The 14,201-nt window shown below is 65.5% G+C and carries 19 protein-coding genes; 2 read left to right on the top strand and 17 right to left on the bottom strand.

Annotation, left to right across the window (positions count from 1 at the left end):
* The first annotated feature begins 38 nt into the window (after positions 1-38).
* Positions 39-290: a hypothetical protein gene (locus Tam10B_RS02485; RefSeq protein WP_093959679.1), complete on the top strand. Its 252-nt coding sequence runs from the start codon at positions 39-41 to the stop codon at positions 288-290.
* A 109-nt stretch (positions 291-399) separates the two neighbouring features.
* Positions 400-660 (top strand): hypothetical protein, encoded by a 261-nt coding sequence (locus Tam10B_RS02480; RefSeq protein WP_143248507.1) that lies wholly within the window; start codon positions 400-402, stop codon positions 658-660.
* Here the strand turns inward: Tam10B_RS02480 and Tam10B_RS02475 are convergent.
* From Tam10B_RS02475 to Tam10B_RS02395, 17 genes are all read right to left on the bottom strand, one after another.
* Positions 657-1,505, bottom strand: coding sequence for a hypothetical protein (locus tag Tam10B_RS02475; protein WP_093959677.1), 849 nt, complete (start codon positions 1,503-1,505; stop codon positions 657-659). The two genes, Tam10B_RS02480 and Tam10B_RS02475, sit on opposite strands and share 4 nt — an antisense overlap.
* 4 nt (positions 1,506-1,509) lie before the next feature.
* Positions 1,510-1,740 carry a hypothetical protein gene (locus Tam10B_RS02470; protein WP_093959676.1) on the bottom strand — a complete coding sequence of 77 codons (231 nt, stop codon included), beginning with the start codon at positions 1,738-1,740 and terminating at the stop codon, positions 1,510-1,512.
* On the bottom strand, positions 1,740-3,338 hold the full coding sequence (locus tag Tam10B_RS02465) for a head fiber protein (RefSeq protein ID WP_093959675.1): 1,599 nt from the start codon (positions 3,336-3,338) through the stop codon (positions 1,740-1,742). The genes Tam10B_RS02470 and Tam10B_RS02465 overlap by 1 nt, the downstream gene beginning before the upstream one ends.
* Positions 3,326-4,186, bottom strand: a complete 861-nt coding sequence (locus tag Tam10B_RS02460) for a hypothetical protein (RefSeq protein WP_093959674.1) — start codon at positions 4,184-4,186, stop codon at positions 3,326-3,328. Before Tam10B_RS02460 ends, Tam10B_RS02465 begins: the two co-directional genes overlap by 13 nt.
* On the bottom strand, positions 4,183-7,542 hold the full coding sequence (locus Tam10B_RS02455; RefSeq protein WP_093959673.1) for a phage tail tape measure protein: 3,360 nt from the start codon (positions 7,540-7,542) through the stop codon (positions 4,183-4,185). The genes Tam10B_RS02460 and Tam10B_RS02455 overlap by 4 nt, the downstream gene beginning before the upstream one ends.
* Complete coding sequence (locus tag Tam10B_RS02450) at positions 7,533-7,868, bottom strand: hypothetical protein (RefSeq protein WP_143248506.1); 336 nt, start codon at positions 7,866-7,868, stop codon at positions 7,533-7,535. Before Tam10B_RS02450 ends, Tam10B_RS02455 begins: the two co-directional genes overlap by 10 nt.
* Before the next feature lie 62 nt (positions 7,869-7,930).
* Entirely contained in the window at positions 7,931-8,449 is a 519-nt protein-coding gene (locus Tam10B_RS02445) for a hypothetical protein (RefSeq protein ID WP_093959671.1), read from the bottom strand.
* Positions 8,450-8,536: 87 nt separating this feature from the next.
* Positions 8,537-8,935, bottom strand: a complete 399-nt coding sequence (locus Tam10B_RS02440; protein WP_093959670.1) for a hypothetical protein — start codon at positions 8,933-8,935, stop codon at positions 8,537-8,539.
* Complete coding sequence (locus Tam10B_RS02435; protein WP_093959669.1) at positions 8,887-9,420, bottom strand: hypothetical protein; 534 nt, start codon at positions 9,418-9,420, stop codon at positions 8,887-8,889. Before Tam10B_RS02435 ends, Tam10B_RS02440 begins: the two co-directional genes overlap by 49 nt.
* Before the next feature lie 369 nt (positions 9,421-9,789).
* Positions 9,790-10,311, bottom strand: coding sequence for a hypothetical protein (locus tag Tam10B_RS02430; protein ID WP_093959668.1), 522 nt, complete (start codon positions 10,309-10,311; stop codon positions 9,790-9,792).
* A gap of 41 nt (positions 10,312-10,352) precedes the next feature.
* Positions 10,353-10,745 carry a hypothetical protein gene (locus Tam10B_RS02425; protein ID WP_143248505.1) on the bottom strand — a complete coding sequence of 131 codons (393 nt, stop codon included), beginning with the start codon at positions 10,743-10,745 and terminating at the stop codon, positions 10,353-10,355.
* A 78-nt stretch (positions 10,746-10,823) separates the two neighbouring features.
* Positions 10,824-11,837 carry an Ig-like domain-containing protein gene (locus Tam10B_RS02420; RefSeq protein ID WP_093959666.1) on the bottom strand — a complete coding sequence of 338 codons (1,014 nt, stop codon included), beginning with the start codon at positions 11,835-11,837 and terminating at the stop codon, positions 10,824-10,826.
* Between the two features lie 44 nt (positions 11,838-11,881).
* Complete coding sequence (locus Tam10B_RS02415) at positions 11,882-12,409, bottom strand: phage tail tube protein (protein WP_093959665.1); 528 nt, start codon at positions 12,407-12,409, stop codon at positions 11,882-11,884.
* Between the two features lie 13 nt (positions 12,410-12,422).
* A complete protein-coding gene (locus tag Tam10B_RS12860; RefSeq protein WP_143248504.1) occupies positions 12,423-12,812 on the bottom strand; it encodes a hypothetical protein in 390 nt (129 codons plus the stop codon).
* A complete protein-coding gene (locus Tam10B_RS02405) occupies positions 12,809-13,177 on the bottom strand; it encodes a hypothetical protein (RefSeq protein WP_093959663.1) in 369 nt (122 codons plus the stop codon). Before Tam10B_RS02405 ends, Tam10B_RS12860 begins: the two co-directional genes overlap by 4 nt.
* Entirely contained in the window at positions 13,177-13,590 is a 414-nt protein-coding gene (locus Tam10B_RS02400) for a DUF6093 family protein (protein WP_093959662.1), read from the bottom strand. Before Tam10B_RS02400 ends, Tam10B_RS02405 begins: the two co-directional genes overlap by 1 nt.
* Positions 13,587-14,171 carry a hypothetical protein gene (locus Tam10B_RS02395; RefSeq protein ID WP_093959661.1) on the bottom strand — a complete coding sequence of 195 codons (585 nt, stop codon included), beginning with the start codon at positions 14,169-14,171 and terminating at the stop codon, positions 13,587-13,589. The genes Tam10B_RS02400 and Tam10B_RS02395 overlap by 4 nt, the downstream gene beginning before the upstream one ends.
* Positions 14,172-14,201: the final 30 nt, after the last annotated feature.

The following is a 14,201-nucleotide window of genomic DNA, read 5'->3' as shown; positions in this document are numbered from 1 at the left end:
GGAAATTCAGCGCGACCGTCACCGGGCGTCATGTCAACATGAGCCTGCAGGTCGAGATGATCGACGACTGGGATGTCACGGCATGGGAGGCATGGGATATCCTCCTCATCCCGGACGGGTACCATTCGTCGCTGGGAGATCTGAATGTTCCTGCCGCGTGCAACGGCACCAACGGTGCTGTCGGTTTCCAGCTCAACGAGGGACGGATCGCAGTACGAACGTTCGCATCTCAGAAGTTGTGGAAGGGCATGTGGATCAGCTCGGTATTCGGTTGGGATATCGCTTCGTAGGGTTTCCCTGACCCAGCGCATCACGTTCGACCGTAGCGGCACGACCACGGTCTCGGATCCGCTGGCGATCGGCGGTCAGGTGTTCACCTCGGATCAGGGATCCCTCGCCATGGTCACATTGCGCTGGGTCAACGCCGGATCGTTCTACAGCGACGGCTGGGCGAAAACCCGTCTCGCCAAAATGGTCGGCTGGCGCGCAACCCGCGAGACCGTGCAGGTCTGCTCCGAGAACGTCGAGTGGGAGCACGTGGGCAAGAACTTCCTCCAGTGCGCGGACGAGTGGATCAACTGGATGCCTGCCGGCGGCTGGCAGGTGCCCGAGAACGCGTGGCACAACGGCTCATTGGTGTTCCCGGTCGAACGCGTCTAGACGCGGACGACGGGAAACACCAGCGCGGCCTGATGCCACTGCTGCTTCGGGATGTCGTACGCGCCGCCGGTGTGCTGCCAGTAGATCTCCTGATTCTGCACGCCGATGATGCCGCTGCCGGCCGTGTCCGAACCCGTGTTCTCCGCGCAGGGAAAATCGTAGCCCTCTCCGTTGGTCTTGAAGTTCAGCATCCTGGCGAGGCTGACGCGCTTCCACGACGGGCTGTTGAACCCGCCGTTATTCATCCAGTAGACGCGCAGGAGCGCGGTGTTGTTGACCACGGTTCCGGTCACGTTGACGGTGTCCGCGCCGTCGGCGAGCTTGCTCCACGTGACCGTCTGGGTCAGGGAATCCCACACCTCGCTCAGCGAGCCCAGTGTGCGGAACAGTTTGACCGGCGTGCCCAGCGTGATGCCGTTCAGGGGGAGCCTGTAGAGGGGCATGTCGTGCACGGTGGTCGAGCCGAGCAGGATGGACTGCCGGTTATAGCTGGGGTCGGCCGGGGTGCCGGTGGTGGGCGTGCCCTTGAGGCACACCAGCTGGGCTTTTTCGATGCTGTTGGTGCGCGTGTAGCGCAGGACGATCAGGTCGTTGCGTTTCTGTCCCTGCGTGCCGGACTGGACGGTGACGGTCTCGGCGGCGGTCACGTTCGCGGCGCCGCCGTTCATCATGGCCATGCCAGTGTCGATCACGACGTGATTGCTGTCCTGCACCGTGATCGCCAGCTGGTTCCTGAGTTTCATCACGTAGTCGTCGAGGCCTATCATGCTCGCGTTCATGCCGCGCCAGTCGTCGCCGTCGATGTGGTCCGTGCCAGCCTTGCCGGTGATGAAATCGATCGTCATCGTGTTACTCCTTCTTCTCGGCGAGGAACCGTTCGAACTCGTTGGTTTGCTGTTTGAGGAGGGTCTGGTAGTCGGTCCAGCAGGATCCGCACAGCACGTACGGTGCGGTGGTGGATCCGGTGGTCACGCGGGTCACGTCGTACCAGTCGCGCACCTGCAGGTCCGTGGACGTCAGGTAGTCCTTGCGGCCGCACCGGTCGCACTCGTACGCGGTCAAACCGGTTGTCTTGCTCATTATCTGATCCTTTCCCATGTGTAGGCGCCTAGCGAGGGGAGCTGCTGCCATGTGCCGCCGAACACCGTGCCGGGATCCTCTCCCGTGGTGTTGCGCACCACGTAGCCGACCGGGAACGTGAGCCCGCCCCCACTGCCGGTGGCGTGCGCGCTGATCGTCCCGTCCCCTGTGATGGTGATCGTGCTGCCGTCCGGCCTGACGCCGCCGAGCGAGTCCACGCTGGCGGCGGGTAGCGTGTAGTTGTTCGCGTACGGGCTGACGCCGTCGAGTTTGGTCTTGTCGGCTGCGCTCATGAGCCCGTCCGCGCTCTGTGTGGCGGTGTCGGCCCAGATCGTCGCGGACGCTTTGTCGTCCGACCGCCATACGTGGATCGGCGCGGTCCCCTCCAGCGTGCGGACGCTCTGGTTGGCGATCGATACGGCGTTGGCGGCGGTCTGCTGAGCCTGTCCGATCTGCTCCGAATAGCCGGATGCGGTGGTGTTGGCCTCCTCCGCGATCTGCCTGACCGCGTCCAATTTGGCCTGCGTGACCACGGCGCTGATCCGGTTGCCGTTGGTGATGGTGATGCCCTCGCCGGCCACGATCGTGCCCGTGGCGCCGCCCCCGCCTCCTCCGCTGGAGGTCTCGGCGCTGCCGGACCACGAGGAGCGGGACGAGGACGTGGAGCCGATCTCGTAGTCCACCGACAGGACGCCGGAGCTGACCTTGATGATCTTCTTGCCGACCGTGGCGGTCACGTCCAGGCCGAGCACCTGATCACGTGACGTGACCTTGTCGCCGATGTCGAACTCGATGCCAGAGCCGGCGCGCAGGGTGACCTTGGTCTCGCCCTGCGTCTGCAACTCCTTGAGCTTCTTCTCGGTGTCCTCCTTGAGGTCGTCGATCTTCGCGCTCGAATAGTCGTAGATCGCGCAGCGTTCCTCGAGGCCGAACAGGGTCTGGGTCTGGCTGACCCTGCCGTTGTTGTCGGCGTACCAGTGGGTGACGGCACGGTCGCGCAGCTCACCCTCGCCCAGGCCGATCAAATGGTTGACGGGCCGGTGGTCGCGCGTCGACTCGAACGACAGCAGATCGGAGTCGATGGTGTCCCCGTACGAGACGATGGGCAGCGCACTGGCCTGGACGACGCCATTCACCCACATGAGGTGGAGTTTCGCGCCCACGCTGGCCAGCATCGCCCGGATCCCGCTGTAGCAGTCCACGTACCGGTCGAACCGGTAGCTGCCGATCGTGATGTCCGTTTTGGGTGCGGCGCCCTGGAACAGGTCGGCGAGGCCGATGCGGGCGAACAGCTGGTTGAGGATGGTCGACGCGCCGCCGCTGACGGTCAGGTAGTCCTGTCCGCTGTCGGGCGAGAGGATCTTGCCGGCCAGTATCCCGTGCCAGGTGCGCCCCTGCGCGCTGCCGTCGCTGGACCTCTGCTCGATGATGCCGCCGTATTCGGTGCCGTCGATGCCGATGAACGCGCCCGCGTCGGGCAGGAACGGGGCGAGTAGTTCGAAATCGTTCTCCTCGTCCCCGTACGCCATGTCCATGCTGAACGCGTCGACCGCGGCGATGGGCGCGTGTTTCGCGTCGGTGATGATCAGTTCGACCACGGTGGCACACTCCTTTCCTCCACGACGGTCAGATCGAATCCGAACGAGTTCGACCAGCTGAGCGTGCTGGTGCCGGCCGGGATGCGTTCGAAGATATACTCGCCGCTGCCTTGTCCGGTACCGCGGCGGGCCTTGTCGAACACGTTCGTCCGGTTGCCCTGCTGGTCCACGAGTGTGACGGCCTTCTCCCCGTCGATCGCGTCGACCGTGAGGTAGCCGCCGTCGGGGATGGTCACGTCGATCTGGTGCGTGTTCCCGCCGATCACGATGCTCGGGTTCGTGGCCGGGCCGAAGATCGTCATCCGCCACGGGCGTGGCAGCAGGCTCGTGTTGACGAGCGTGTCGAGCTTCGCGCCGCCCGCCAGGTCGAACGGCATGTCCGTGGGCAGGTCGAGGTCGGCCGTGCCGCCGCTCGCACTGGCCGGCCAGTAGTGCAGCGCGTCGAGGTCGTGCCGCCACACGCCGTCCAGCAGGAGGAACCGGAACGTGCACTGGGCGAACCCGCGGAACGCGAGCTTGGGTTCGACGTGGGTGACGAGGCATTTCTGCCACCAGCCGTCCACCGTGAGGGTGCCGGCCGTCGCCCGCCCCTGTCCGTTCTTCAGCCCGGCGAGGTCGGCGTCGAACACCGTGACCGCCCGGTCCAGCTGTTCGAGGTCCGAGCAGTTGCCGGTGGCCTCGTCCTCGCGCGCCTCGCGCGTCGCGCTGGACACGGTCCGGTAGTCGGTGTCGACGTTCCACGCGGTGGATCGCAGTTCGCGGATCTGGCCGATCATGATGCCGTCGGGGTCGGCCAGATCCACCACCGTGTTCGCGTCCACACCGCTCGTGTACGTGAATGTTTTCATCTGTTGGCCTTCCATGTGAGCCGGTTGAACTCGCGTTCTCCGAGCCGTGGCGCGTACGCGCTGATGGTGGGGCCGATGTCCCGGTGCAGGGCGTTGATCGCGTCGACGACCTGACGGTTCGACTCGACCAGACGACTGTCGTTCGTCGGCAGTCGGGTCTGCGCGACCGTGTATTTCACGCCCGTGTCCGGCGTCCACCGCATGCCGTTGATCGCGTCCATCGCGGCCACGCCGTAATGGTCCACGGCTCGCGCGGTCATCACGTATTCGCCACGGCTGACGAGTGCGAGATTGCTGTCGCTGACGCCGCTGCCCACGCCGTGGACGAGCCCGCCGTAGCCGCCAGCAGCGAACCGTCGGATCACGCCGCCATGAGCATAGGTGCCCATACGTCCGTTGCCGGACGCGTCACCGTTCAGATCACTCATGTTGCTTCGCGCGTAGATCGTGAAATACTTGTCGCTGATCTTCTTCGCGTCGACCGCGTTGATGATCGCGGTTGCGGCGTCCTCGGCGGTGATGCTGACGCTCTTGCCTCCGATGCGGACCGCGTCGACCGCGGTCTTGGACGCGTAGAACGGGCCGTTGTCGCCGCTGATGACGCCGGTGTGTTCTTCGATCTTCCACCCGTTGGCCTGGGCGAGCTTGTTCCAGAAATCGTTGTTGTCGCCGAGCAGCTTACCGGTCTTCGGGTCGATCTTCGCACCGTTCGCCAATGCGAGGGCGATGTCGTACTGGCTTTTATCGAGATTGAGAGTTCCGGTCTTGGGGTCGATGGTCGCGTCGGTAACGGCGGCGATGGCCTGCATGGCCGTGGTGTTGTCGCCGCTGATGACGACGTTCTTTCCGTCGGGCGTGGCCTCGATGCGCAGCTTCAGCTCGTCGAACTTCCGGCTTGCCTCGTCGGTCAGGGTGACCTTGATGTTTTTGTCGTCGGGCACCATGCCGACCCTGTCCGCGAGCTTTTGGAATGCCTCGCTGGTCAGTCCCGCCGCGTCGGCGGCGGCCGCCGCGGCTCCGGGTGTCATGCCCATGGCCATCGCGGCCTCGACGTACCGGTTGTGCGCGTCGTCGAGGGTGGCGTTGATGTCGTCCATGCTGGCGCCGTTCTCGGCCTGCGCCTGCGCGGCCTTCAACGCGGACTGGGCCACGTCGTTCAGGGCGCTCTGGTTGTTGCGTCCCTTCTCCGTGTTCAGGTCGAGCGTGGCGCCGTTCTCCCTGGCGGCTTCGGTGGCCTTGTCGAACGCTGAGTGCATGGCGATCAGCGCGTCGGACGCGTTCAGGCTGAACCCGTAGTAGGTTTCCATGGCCGAAATGACCTCGCCCCATGCGCCGGCGGTCTCGCTGACGGCGTCCTCGGTCGCGCCCATCGCGTCGGTGAGGATGCTTTCGGCGTCCGCGGTCTCGGTCGCGCTGGAGGCGAGCTGGCTTTGCGCGTCGGAGGCCTCGCCGCTGGACGAGCTGAGCGCGTCGGTCGCCTCCTTGGATTCGGCGGCGCCCTTGGTCGCGGTCCCGTACGCCTCGGACAATTCGTTGAGACTGTCCCTGATCTTCGTGGCGGCGGGGGTCATGGACGAGTCCCCGCCCTCGGCGTTCATGTTTTTGAGCGCCTCGTTGACCTCGTTGATCGCGTCCTTGGAGCCCTGCGCGGCACGCACGAACGTTTCCATGCTGATGCCGGCCTTGTCGAGCAGTTCGCTCATGTTCGAGCTGCCGGTCTGCATCCTGTCGAGCCAGCTGAAATCGATCTGCTGGGTCATGTGGACCATCGTCTCGCCCACGTCCGACGCGTTCTCCAACGCGGACTGGAGCTGCTGGGCGTCCTGTTTGGCCTGTCGGGCCTTGCTGGCCCACGCGGTCAGCGCGGCGCCGGCGACGGTCAGGGCGATGCCCCACGGTCCGCCCAGCAGGCTGACCACACCCGAGCCGATGCTCTTCAAGCCTCCCATGGCGGCCTGCGCGCGTGACGCGGTGCCGGACAGGCTCTGGATGCCGGCCCCTCCGCCCGTGGCCGCCGAGGCGAGTTGGCGGAATCCCGACGACAGCTGGGGTGCTGCCGCGTTCAGGCGTTGCACGGGGTCGAGCATGAGGCCGAGGCTGCGGCTGGTCTGGCTGCTGGAGGAGGCGAGGTCGCCGAACATCTGGTGGAGTCCCGCGGTCGCGCCGACCATCAGGCCGAACATGACCGTGCCCTGCTGGACGGGGGCGGGCAGATCACTGAACGCGTCGACGAGCATGTCGATCGTCTGGACCATGGAGCGTAGGGGGCCGTCGGCGCCGGAGCCGATGGTGATGAGCATCGACTCGACCGAACCGGACAGGTTCTCGAGATCGCCCTTCAGGTTGTTGTTCTTGGCGGCGGCCTGTTCGGCCGCGAACCCGCTGTCGGCCACCGCGTCCGTCCATTCGCTGATGCCGTCTGCGCCCTCGTTGTACAGGACGTTCGCGGAGCGGATCGCGTCGGAGCCGAATATGGTGGCCAATGCCTGGTTGCGCTGCTCCTGCGTGAGCCCGCCCAACTGGGCCTGCAGTTGGCCGGCCAGCGCGGACAGGCCGATGAAGTTGCCCTGCGCGTCGTATGCGTTGATGCCGAGCTCGTCCATCAGGGCCGCGGCCTTGTCGGATGGGTTGGCGAGGGCGATGAGCATGGTCTTCAGGCTGGTGCCGGCGTCGGAGCCGATCATGCCGGCGTTGGCGAACGCGGTGAGCGTGCCCACCGTCTCCTCCATGCCGATGCCGAAACTGTTGGCGACCATTCCGGACTGCTGCAAAGCGTAGCCGAGATCACGGGCCGAACCCTGCGCCTTGCCGGCGCCCGCTGCCAGCGCGTCGGCGACGCGCCCGGCGTCCGAGCCGGTCAGATTGAACTGGGCCATGGCCGAGCTCATGAGCTCGGCGGCCTCGGCGACCTGCATGCCATCCGAGGCGGCGAGGTTCAGGGCGCCGGTCAGACCACCCGCGAGGATATCGCTGGTGCTCATGCCGGCCTTGCCGAGCTCGTTGATCGCGTCCGCGGCCTCGGACGCACTGTACACGGTGTTGGCGCCGGCGTCGATCGCGGCCTGCCGCAGCTGGTCCATCTCCTTCGCGCTGGCGCCGGTGTTGGCCTGCACCGTCGACATGGCGGCGTCGAACTGGGCGAACGTGGTGACCGCGGCCACGCCGATCGCCGCGCTGACCGCGCCGATCGCGAGCCCGGCCTTGGTGGCTCCCGCGGCGAGCTTCTCCTGCGTGGTCATGGGCTTCTCGAGCGCGGTACCGAACTGCTGCGCCTGCTTGGACGCGGCGGCCATCTTCGTGGTGTAGTTGCTCGTGTCGGCCATGAGCCGGATCATGATGTTCTCGTTCAACGCCATGAGATCGTCTCCTCCTCCATCATCGACGGCATGGTCAGTCCGACCGTGACCGCACCGTCGGCCAGCGGGTCCGGGGCGCCCGAATCCCGGTATTCGCCCAGCGCACGGTTGCGCTCGTACTGGGCGAAGCACAGTTCCACCCGGCCCTGCGCGTGCAATTCCTCGAACCGGTCCTGGTCATGGCAGATCGCCGAGTCCATGCCGCAGATCGGGCACAACCGGTCCTCATACGCCTGCAGGGCGAGCATCCACAATCGTTCCCGTTCGTCCCATTCGACAGGGTCGTCGCGTGTGGGCGTCCACCCGTCGAACCGTTTCAGGCTCATCCCCAGACTGCGTGCGCAGCGCAGGCGGGCCAACAGGTCCGGATCCGAACCCAACAGGCCGGCTAGATGGTCTGCAGCAGGCTGGTCACGTCTTTTGGGAGGCTGGTGGCGGGACTGTTGAGGGTCTGCATGGTCTGCAGCAGCTCGTACGCCTGCGTGTCGGCGAGGCTTTCGACCAGCGCCTTGATGTCCTGTTCGCTCATGGTCACGTTGTTGCCCTCGTGGTTGACGATGCCTTCGACCATGCCGGGCAGGCACATCATGAGGAGCTTGTTGCCGTCCTTGACGGGCTTGCCGTCGACCATGCGCGTGCATGCCATGACGTCCATGTTCCATTCGGTCGAGCGCATGCCGCGCAGACGGATCGTGATGGTGCTCTCGTCGACCCTGGAGGCGAGTTCGCGCAGGCGCGCGGTCAGGGTTTCGCGTTCCTCGCGTGCCGTGGCGGCCTCGGTTTCGGTCATGCCGTCCGTGGGCTCGAGGTGGGTGATCCGGTCGGCGAGCACGATGCTTTCGCGCAGACTGTTGAGGTCGGTGACGATCCGGTGCGAGCCGATCGGCTGCTGGACGGTGATGCCCATGGTTGATTCTCCTTGATCCCATGTGATTCCCCTGTGGTTAGGGTTCCCGCACGCTCAAGGGGAATCAGCGTAAGCGTGTGGGGAGCGTTAGTTGTCGAGTCTGACGAGTGTCGGGGTGACGGTGGTGTCGGTGAACGTGGCGCCGCTGTTGGGTAGGAACTGGTAGCTGACGCTGGTCGTGTCCGTGGGGATGGTGAACTGTTTCGCGGGGCCGGTGCTGTCGATCTTGGTGTCGGACTGGCTGTCGTGGACGCGGCAGGCCACCGGCAGACCCTCCGGCTGGACGGCCAGCCGGTAGATGCCGGCCGCGAGTTTTTGTCCCGACGTGAACAGCTGGGTGCCGGCCGTGGCGGTGCCGTTGAGCGTGAACGAGCCGTCGGCGTTCGGGGTGAGGGTTACGCCTCCACGCTCAGCGGCGAACGCCGGCCACAGGCTGGTCAGCTCAAGCCCCCCCCCGAGAGATCCAGCGTGTCGGGGCTCATCCATGTGCTGGCGTTTTCGCCGGGTTCGACCATGACCTTGATGTCCCCGTCGATCGGGTTGGTGGTGTTGGACGCGACCCTGAACTCGATCTCGGTGGCCGTCTCGGGCAGGGCTTGGGTCGGGGTCGAGGAGAGCAGCGTGGCCAGCACGCCGCTCGCGTTCCTGGCCTGCGCGTAGCAGTACACGCCGGCCGGCGCTGTGCTGAGCTTGTAGGTGACGGTTTTGCCCTTGACGTCGTCGGGGATGGGGAACCGCCATTTGAGGCCCTGGTTGGCGGCCGTGGTCTGGCCGCTGACGTGCAGGCTGCCGTCCTGGTTGACGGTGACGGTCAGGCCGTTCGCGCTGGCGGGCCCGTAGGCGAGCAGGTTACGGCTCAGCACGGTGACCGGCACGGTCTGTGTGGCGTTTCCGGCCGTGAGGGTGAGTGTGGTCCGGCCTCGTTTCAGGCCGGTGACGCTAAGCCCCCCCCCGATGCGATTCTTGCTCATATGGTGTGCTCCTTCTAGTTGATTCTGGTGAGTCGGGGCGTGAGGGTGCGGCCGATCGCGTCCTGGCTGTTGATGTTGATCTGGCATCGGTAGAGTCCCGCGTCCAGGCGGGCGCTGGGGGTGCCGGGCTTGATGATCGCGTCGCCGCTGGGATAGGGTGCGACCTGCAGGATCAGATCCCACGAGGACAGCGAGGTCAGGCCCGTGGTTCCCTCGATCGTGTAGAGCCCGGCCTCGAGAGTGGCCGTGGACTCGAACGTGGTCCACTTGTCCCACGTGCCGCCGGTCGTGTACGAGCCGTCCGTCCCGGCGGTCAGGGTGACCCCGTTTTTGGTGCCACCGGCGACGGCGGGCCACAGGCTGGCTAGACTAAGCCCCCACCGAGAGGTTCGTGACGTCGGGGCGCATCCACTCGTGGCTGGTGTCGCCGGTCTCGACCTGCAGGTGCAGGTCCGTGTCGGTCATGGCGGGCGTGGCGGTGTTGCACAGCAGCTCGAGACGCCATCGGGAGGTGCCCGCCGGGATGGTGACGGTCATGCCGTTGGTCAGCTGGTCGCCGACGCGCTGGCCCGACTGGTCGTAGAATTTCAGGCTCGAGCTCAGCCCGGCCGCGTTCTCCCGCTGCGTCAGTCTGATCCTGCCCGTGGTGACGGGCGCGTCGAACGCCCAGCCGATCCCCCTCCACTGGCCGGCCGCGGTACCGGAGATGTGCAGAGAGCCGTCCGAATTGATGGTGGCTGTCCACCCATTGCCTTCGGCGGCCCCGTATGAGAGCAGGTTACGACTGCGGACTGTGACCGGCACGCTCGCCGTGACCGTCGGCTGGCCGGATGATGTGATGTTCAGTCTGGTGGCTCCCATGGCCACGCCTGTGACGTTGATTGTCCCCATGTGTGGGGCCTCCTTGATGGACTGGCCCCACACGGGTGGGGCTATGCGGTTTTAGTAAGCGCGGGCGTGACGGTCGTGTCGACCGTCTGGCCGGGCGCGACCACGATCTGGCATTGCACGCTGCCCGTCTGCGCGGCGGTCAGCGTCACGCTCGTCGTGCTCGGGTTGAGCACCGTGGCTCCCGCGGCCTTGACCTGCATGTACAGGACGCTGCCGTTGAATCCCTGTCCGCCCGTGGTCGTGTATGTGCCGGCTCCCGGCAAGCTCGTGTTCACGGACAGCGTCGCGTACCCGGTGCTCGTGCCGGTCACATGGATCCTGCCGGAGCCGGCGTCGCTGAACGTGATGCCGTTGGCCGATACGGGCAGCGGCGCGGCAGGCCACAGGTTCTCGGGTTCGGCCTGCGTGACGGTGACCGGGATGGTCGTCGTCACGCCGCCTGCCTTGAGGGTGATTCGGGTGTCACCCGGCTTCATGCCGGTTACACGGATCCCCCCCCCCGTTGATGATCGTCATGTTGTTTTTCCTTCCGTGGCCTCCAATGTGAGCCATGGGTGCACGTCCAGGTCGACCGTGGTCCCCGCGTCGACGCTGATCTGCGCGTTCTGCCACCACGCCGACGTGTACTCGTGGGTGATGGTGCCGTGTCGGCCGTCGAGCTCGTCGGGGCGTACCCAGAATCCCAGGCCCTTCGTGGTCAGCAAATTCCCGCTGTCGGCGATCGAATATGTGCCGGCGCTCATCTGCTTGCTGGTGAACGCGAACCCGGTCCACGCCGTGGCGGTGCCCTTCAGGTGGTAGACGCCGTCGCCGAGCGAGGTCATGGTCACCCCGTTCGTCGTCAACGGCAGCGACGGCGGCGTGGTCAGCAGATTCGTCTTCACCGTCGGTGTGCTGGCTTTCACGGTCAGGGTGATGCTCCCCGACTTGCCGCCGGCCGTGGCGGTGACGGTCACGCTGCCCGCCGTGAGACCCTTCACGAGCCCGGAGGTGCTGACCGTGGCCACCGTGGTGGCGGACGATGACCAGACCACGGTACGGTCGGTCGCGTCCGATGGCAGCACGCTCGCCGACAATTGCAGCGTGGACCCCACGTCCAGCGTGCTCACGCCGCCCGGACTGCTCACGGTCACGGACTGGACGGCCACGGTGGCCGCGGTCACCGTCACCGTGCACGACGCGCTATACGCGCCGGCACGCGCGGTGATGGTCGCCCGGCCCACGGTCAGCAGCCGCACCACGCCCGCCGCGACCGAGGCGACGGCCGGTGCGGACGAGCTCCATGTGACCGTGGGATCGTCCGCGTCCGCAGGCTGCACGCTTGCCTTGAGCGTGAGCTGCGAGCCCGTGACACCGCTCGCGGTCGAACGGTCCAGGGTGATTCCCGTCACCGGTTTGGGCTCAGGCTCCGGTGACTGGTCCGGTTCCCCCAGCACGGCCACGCTCGTGTCGCTGATCGAGGCCGTGTACTTCTGGCTGGCTCCCTCGGGGAGGACGAGAACCTCAACAACCCGGCTTTCGCCCACCCGCAGCGTCAGGCTCTCGGGCGACGCCTGGATCGCTGAGGGTGCTATTTTCCCGCCGCGACCGTGGCGGTCTCGTCCTGCGAGCCCGGATCCGCGGAGAAGCTGATCGTGCTCATCTGACGCTGGTTCGCGGCGTGCGCGACCGGCGTCTTGATGCCGATCGTCACCGGATACACGCTGACGATCTGGCCGGCCGCGAACGCGTCGTCCGTCGGCAGGCCGCGACGGCGCACGATGTATCCCTTCACGCCCTGCGTGAGACGCTCGACCGCGTCGTTCGCTTCCTTGGCCTCGCCGGCCTTGACGTTGATGTTGTCGATCACCTGCAGGCTCGTGTCGCTGTACTTCTCCTGACCGGGGATCTGACCGACCGCGGCGGCGCCCTCACGGTCGTCGTCGATCATGTCCTGCGAGTGCGTGGCCTTGAAACCGTCCGACGTGAGCCAGTAGGACAGGTCGAGCGGGTTGGTGGTCAGTTCGGTCACGGTCGGGGCGGTCACGTCGGCGATCTCGTCGACGAAGATGGTCTTGAGGCGACCGTCCTCGAGATGCGCGTTCACTGTGTTCGGCATGGTGTGTTCCTTTCTATGCGGTCCATCCGGTTTGCCATGAGAGGACTCTCATGATGTATGGGGTGCTGGTATGTGGTTGTTGGAGTTCGCTGGGGTAGGTTCCCGAGTCCACGTCGGGGACGAGTGCGCTCATGCCTTCTGGGCTTACCCCGTCGATGGCATTCTGGAGTTTCTCGCAGGCGATGTTCACCCCGGTTTCGGACTCTCCGACCACGCGGATGGTGAGTGTGGCGTGGTGGGTGGTGACGGCGAGCGCTTCGGTGGTGTCTCTGGTGGTTTCTCGGAATGAGATGACGATCCAGGGTGGGTGTGGTCCGGTTGCGATGCCGTCGGGGTAGGTGGTCCATCCTGTGAGTGTTGGGATGTGTTTGAGGATGGTTTGTCTGGCGGTTTGGTAGTTCATAGGCCTGTCGCTGCTTGGTGGACGTAGTGGGCGATGGTGTCTAGTTGTTCCTTGCCGTGTTCGTAGAATTGGTGGGTTCCGCCGCCTTTGGAGGTGCCGAAGAAGGCGATGTTGGCTAGGTTGCCGGCGCCGCCTTTTGTTGGGGCGATGTCGGCTTCTATGTTGACGCCTTCCTGTTTCATCTCGTAGGCGATGGGGATTTTGGCGATGCCGCGGTTGGAGGAGCCGGAGACGTCGGTTTTGATGGCGGTTTTGATGTCTTGTGCTCCTTTTTTGATGGCTGCGGTGACGAGGAGTTGTTTCTTTTTGGGGGCTGCGGCAAGTTTGGAGGCGAGCGTGGTGACTTGGCTGGTGTCGATGAGCATCAGTCCTCCTTGGGGAGTTCCTGGACGTTCCAGCGTTTCGCTGTGGCGTGGGTTTTTTCGGATTGGAGGTTGATGAGTCGATATCGTCGTCCGATGAGGTCGGGGTCTGCCGCGTTGGTGCATTCGGCCATGTCGCCTTCCCTGATTCCCGTTGCGGTTATGGGGAGGTGGAGGTAGAGCGCCCATTCGGGGACGATGCCGCCGGCGTTGGTGGTGTCGCCGGTGGCGGTGACCTTGTTGGATGCGATACCGCCTGAGGTTTGGAGCTTGCCTTTGCCCTGATAGACCACGATGGTTTCCGCCGTGGTTATGCCGTTGCCGTCCACGGTCACGTGCCCGGTGGGGTGGGTGACCGTGAATTGGTCGGTCATGAGGGTTTCGGCGAGGCGTCGTGCTCGGTCGAGGAGACTCATTTGAACACTCCGATGCTGAGTCCGGGGGTTCCGAAGCGTTGCCGGAGGCTGCGTTTCGTGGCCTCCGGGAGTTCGGTCGCGTCGATGATCTCGGATCCTCCCTGACGGTAGCCGATCTGATAGTCGTCGATGCGTTCGTAGGCTTTGCTGCGGTCTGCTCCGGGGCCGCCGTTCTCCTGTTGGGAAAGTCCGGCGGCGACCATGCTGCATACGAGTCGGACGATGTCCGGTGGGACGGGATCGTACCCGGCGGTGAGGGTGATGGTGACTGCTCGGGGGATTGCTCCGGGCGGCCCCCACAGGGTTTCCCTGTAGAGGGCGTTGCCGAGGAGTTTCCAATCGGTGGTTTCCTCGCCGTCGATGAGGACCTGTTCGACCGATGTGACGGGCCGGCATGGCAGGTCGAGTTTGCGGGATTGCTCGCTGGGGATGGTGATGGTCCATGTTCCCCGGCTGATTGGGCAGCCTGCGGCCTCCCTTACCGCGGAGGAGACGGATTCGATCAGCTTGGCGGCGAGAATGTCGTCGTTATGGCTGATGCCGAATCCGTCGAGGTCCGTGATCGTGGCCAGTGGTGTCATGATTCCTCCGTGATGGACACGATGTCCGGG

Source organism: Bifidobacterium vansinderenii (genome assembly GCF_002234915.1).
Lineage (GTDB): Bacteria > Actinomycetota > Actinomycetes > Actinomycetales > Bifidobacteriaceae > Galliscardovia > Galliscardovia vansinderenii.
Note: the sequence above shows the minus strand (reverse complement) of the source record. Positions and strands in the feature narration are given on the sequence as shown.

Coding starts and splice junctions, on each gene's coding strand:
- Tam10B_RS02485 (WP_093959679.1), top strand. CDS start 39: ATGAGCCTGCAGGTCGAGATGATCGACGACTGGGATGTCACGGCATGG.
- Tam10B_RS02480 (WP_143248507.1), top strand. CDS start 400: ATGGTCACATTGCGCTGGGTCAACGCCGGATCGTTCTACAGCGACGGC.
- Tam10B_RS02475 (WP_093959677.1), bottom strand. CDS start 1,505: ATGACGATCGATTTCATCACCGGCAAGGCTGGCACGGACCACATCGAC.
- Tam10B_RS02470 (WP_093959676.1), bottom strand. CDS start 1,740: ATGAGCAAGACAACCGGTTTGACCGCGTACGAGTGCGACCGGTGCGGC.
- Tam10B_RS02460 (WP_093959674.1), bottom strand. CDS start 4,186: ATGAAAACATTCACGTACACGAGCGGTGTGGACGCGAACACGGTGGTG.
- Tam10B_RS02455 (WP_093959673.1), bottom strand. CDS start 7,542: ATGGCGTTGAACGAGAACATCATGATCCGGCTCATGGCCGACACGAGC.
- Tam10B_RS02450 (WP_143248506.1), bottom strand. CDS start 7,868: ATGAGCCTGAAACGGTTCGACGGGTGGACGCCCACACGCGACGACCCT.
- Tam10B_RS02445 (WP_093959671.1), bottom strand. CDS start 8,449: ATGGGCATCACCGTCCAGCAGCCGATCGGCTCGCACCGGATCGTCACC.
- Tam10B_RS02440 (WP_093959670.1), bottom strand. CDS start 8,935: ATGGATGAGCCCCGACACGCTGGATCTCTCGGGGGGGGGCTTGAGCTG.
- Tam10B_RS02435 (WP_093959669.1), bottom strand. CDS start 9,420: ATGAGCAAGAATCGCATCGGGGGGGGGCTTAGCGTCACCGGCCTGAAA.
- Tam10B_RS02430 (WP_093959668.1), bottom strand. CDS start 10,311: ATGGGGACAATCAACGTCACAGGCGTGGCCATGGGAGCCACCAGACTG.
- Tam10B_RS02415 (WP_093959665.1), bottom strand. CDS start 12,409: ATGCCGAACACAGTGAACGCGCATCTCGAGGACGGTCGCCTCAAGACC.
- Tam10B_RS12860 (WP_143248504.1), bottom strand. CDS start 12,812: ATGAACTACCAAACCGCCAGACAAACCATCCTCAAACACATCCCAACA.
- Tam10B_RS02405 (WP_093959663.1), bottom strand. CDS start 13,177: ATGCTCATCGACACCAGCCAAGTCACCACGCTCGCCTCCAAACTTGCC.
- Tam10B_RS02400 (WP_093959662.1), bottom strand. CDS start 13,590: ATGAGTCTCCTCGACCGAGCACGACGCCTCGCCGAAACCCTCATGACC.
- Tam10B_RS02395 (WP_093959661.1), bottom strand. CDS start 14,171: ATGACACCACTGGCCACGATCACGGACCTCGACGGATTCGGCATCAGC.